Annotated in this window: 3 protein-coding genes and 1 pseudogene; 2 read left to right on the top strand and 2 right to left on the bottom strand. The window is 72.2% G+C overall.

Annotated features, from left to right (window positions below):
* Window positions 1–1,117, bottom strand: a 1,117-nt coding sequence (locus VFF97_RS12075) for an FAD-binding oxidoreductase (RefSeq protein WP_325033741.1), incomplete at its 3' end; no start/stop codon positions are given.
* A gap of 133 nt (window positions 1,118–1,250) precedes the next feature.
* On the opposite strand from VFF97_RS12075, the gene VFF97_RS12070 reads away from it, so the two are divergent.
* Window positions 1,251–1,763 carry a MarR family winged helix-turn-helix transcriptional regulator gene (locus VFF97_RS12070; protein WP_325033740.1) on the top strand — a complete coding sequence of 171 codons (513 nt, stop codon included), beginning with the start codon at window positions 1,251–1,253 and terminating at the stop codon, window positions 1,761–1,763.
* A 10-nt stretch (window positions 1,764–1,773) separates the two neighbouring features.
* Here the strand turns inward: VFF97_RS12070 and VFF97_RS12065 are convergent, their stop codons facing one another.
* Window positions 1,774–2,358 carry a mismatch-specific DNA-glycosylase gene (locus tag VFF97_RS12065; RefSeq protein ID WP_325033739.1) on the bottom strand — a complete coding sequence of 195 codons (585 nt, stop codon included), beginning with the start codon at window positions 2,356–2,358 and terminating at the stop codon, window positions 1,774–1,776.
* Between the two features lie 128 nt (window positions 2,359–2,486).
* On the opposite strand from VFF97_RS12065, the pseudogene VFF97_RS12060 reads away from it, so the two are divergent.
* Window positions 2,487–2,774: pseudogene (locus tag VFF97_RS12060) on the top strand (AAA family ATPase); the annotation flags it as partial.

Here is a 2,774-nt window from a genome sequence, read left to right as displayed (position 1 = left end):
CCGAGACCTCGAATTCGAAGGCCGTCACGATGCCGAAGTTCGCGCCCGCACCGCGCACGGCCCAGAAGAGGTCCGCGTTCTCGGTCGCCGTGGCGCGCACGAGACGCCCATCGGGCACGACGAGCTCGACAGCACGGAGGTGGTCGATCGTGAGGCCGTGCTTGCGCGACAGGAATCCGATGCCGCCCGCGGTCGCGAGCCCGCCCACGCCCACGCCCCCGTAGTCGCCCGAGCCGAGGGCCCAGCCGTACGGCGCGAGCGCCGCGGCGACGCGCTTCCACGTGGCGCCCGGACCGATGCGCACGAGGCGACGCTCGACGTCGAGCACCTCGATCGAGTCCATCGCGCCGACATCGATCACGATCCCGCCCTTGTTCGTCGAGCGGCCGCTGATGCCGTGGCCGGCGCTGCGGATGCCGAGCGGAAGATCCGGATGCCGCGAAGCGAACGCGAGCGCGTCGGCGACCTCTTCGGGCGTCCGCGGGCGCAGCACGAGGCCGGGCTGCCCGCCCCGCAGGTACGTCGACGCCACCGACGCGTACTCGGCGTCGCCCGGCTCGACCGCCGTCTCGGCGAGCGACTCGGGCACGCCGTCGTAGTCGATTCCGGCGACGCGCCGTGCGCGCGCGGCCGCAGAGCGCCGCCGCCCCTTCGCGCCACTGCGGTCGGGCACGAACGACGCGACGCGCTCGAGCTCCTCGCGAGAGGAGACGGGCACGACGACCGGCAGGCCGTCGCGCGCGGCCAGGTCGGCAAGGGTCGCGGCGTCGGCATCGGCGGATGCCACGACCCACGCCGAGGCATCCGTCATGACGCGTCCGCGCGCGATTCTCTCGAGGCTCTCGCGCGCTCTCTCGATCACGCTCGGGTACGGGGCGGTGCTGTCGGTGGGGTCGGGAGCCGGCGGGAGGGGCCGGTCGATGCCGATGCCGATGCGCTTCGTCGCGCCCGCGAGCCATGCCGCGAGGGTCCACGGGTCGAGCGTCCCCTGGGTGGAGGCGGCGTCCACGACGACGAGGTCGAGTCCGCGCTCTTCAGCCAGCCGTGCCAGCCCGGTCGCGACGCCGGCCCGCTGCTCGTCCGTCGCCCGCACGACGATGCCGAGGTCGATGTCCATTGTTCCTTCCCGCTCCGCGCGGGGCGCGTGGAGCTCCCGCCGTGTGGCGGTGCGGATTCCTATAACGCGCGACGACAGATGATATTCCCCACAGATCAATGCTGTGACAACTGGTCTGCCATACCATGGGTTCATGGCTTCCGCAGAGCACGAACATCCGCCGATCACCCAGGACTTCGGATGGGCCCTCGGCGTGCTCCTGCGGGCGTATCGCGATCGCGTGTCGCCGATCCTCTCCGACCTCCCGCAAGGCACGCGCGGCTACGAGGTGCTCGCCGAGGTGGTGGTGAACGGCCGTCAGCCGAGCCAGCTCGCGCTCGCGCAGAGGCTCGGCATCGACCGCACCGTGATGACCTACGTCGTCGACGATCTCGAAGCAGCCGGGCTCGTGGAGCGGCACGCCAATCCCGACGATCGCCGGCAGCGGCGCATCGTCGCGACGGACCGCGGTGCCGACGTGGCCGGAGAGCTGTGCGCGCTCGTCACGCGCGCGCAGGACCATGTGCTCGCGGCGCTCGACGCCGACGAGCGCGCCGAGTTCCAACGGCTGCTCATGAAGGCCGCGTCCGCCGTGGCCGCGGACCAATCCGCGTCGGATGACCCGGCCGACTCCCCCGCCGAAGGCGCATCCAGCGCCACCCCGTGAGCACTGCGGATCACGGGTCCGTTGCCAGCACCCCCGCGGCGCGCGCCGGCGCCGCGTAGGCCTCCGCGAGCGACGCGATGGTGTCGTGCGCGTTGAGCCCGCTCGGGTTCGGAACGACCCACAGCTCCGCGTCCGCGAGCGTCTCCGGCTGCTTGCCGGCGACGGCGCGTGGCCGCCGGAAGCCCGTCCGGTAGGCGGTCAGCCCGACGATCGCGACGACGCGTGGGCGCCAGCGGGCGGCATCCGCTTCGAGTCTTTCGGCTCCCGCCCGCAGCTCTTCGCGCGAGAGCTCGTCCGCGCGCACGGTCGCCCGGTTCACGAAGTTCGAGATGCCGATGCCCGCATCGAGGAACATCCGTCGGTCGTCGGGTGAGAGCCCCGCCCCCGCGCCGTCGATGCGCGGTACGCGCGGGATGACGCCCGCCGCGACGAGGGCGGGATAGAAGCGGTTGCCCGGATGCGCGAACGGCACGCCGGTCGCAGCGGTCCACAAGCCCGGGTTGATGCCGACGAAGACGAGCCGCGGACGCTCCGGCATGAGATCGGGGATGCCGCGGCCGCGATACGACTCGAGCTCGGCGCGGGTGAATCCCATCGCCCCAGCCTCCCCCAGCGGCGCGCGCAACCGCGCCTCCTTGCATCTCCAGGATACCGAGGGGGTGGGGTCTTGCCGCAAGACCCCCGGTCAGAGGCACAATTGACGTCCCCTACGGAGCTGAGGACGTGACTCGACTGACCACGCACGTATTCGACCTTCCCGACAACCTCGCCGCCAAAGCCGATCCGCGTCTCATCGCGGACGACGAGCGCCACTTCGCGCTCATGGCCGACACCCTCGACAACGAGATCGCCGACCTTTCGGCGCGGCTCGACGCCGAACGGCTCTCCCCCGCCGGCTCGGGCCAGGCTGCGCTCGACCGCGACCTCGAGATCCACCGGCTGACGTCGCGCCTGCGCACCCTGCGGCGGTTCCGCCTCGACCTGTGCCTCGGACGCATCGTGGGCGAGGGC

The sequence above is a fragment of the Microbacterium sp. genome, from assembly GCF_035687345.1.
Taxonomy (GTDB): Bacteria; Actinomycetota; Actinomycetes; order Actinomycetales; family Microbacteriaceae; genus Microbacterium.
Note: the sequence above shows the minus strand (reverse complement) of the source record. Positions and strands in the feature narration are given on the sequence as shown.

What these genes read in the sequence shown, in the direction of transcription:
- VFF97_RS12070 (WP_325033740.1), top strand. Translation starts at nt 1,251, where the DNA reads ATGGCTTCCGCAGAGCACGAACATCCGCCGATCACCCAGGACTTCGGA.
- VFF97_RS12065 (WP_325033739.1), bottom strand. Translation starts at nt 2,358, where the DNA reads ATGGGATTCACCCGCGCCGAGCTCGAGTCGTATCGCGGCCGCGGCATC.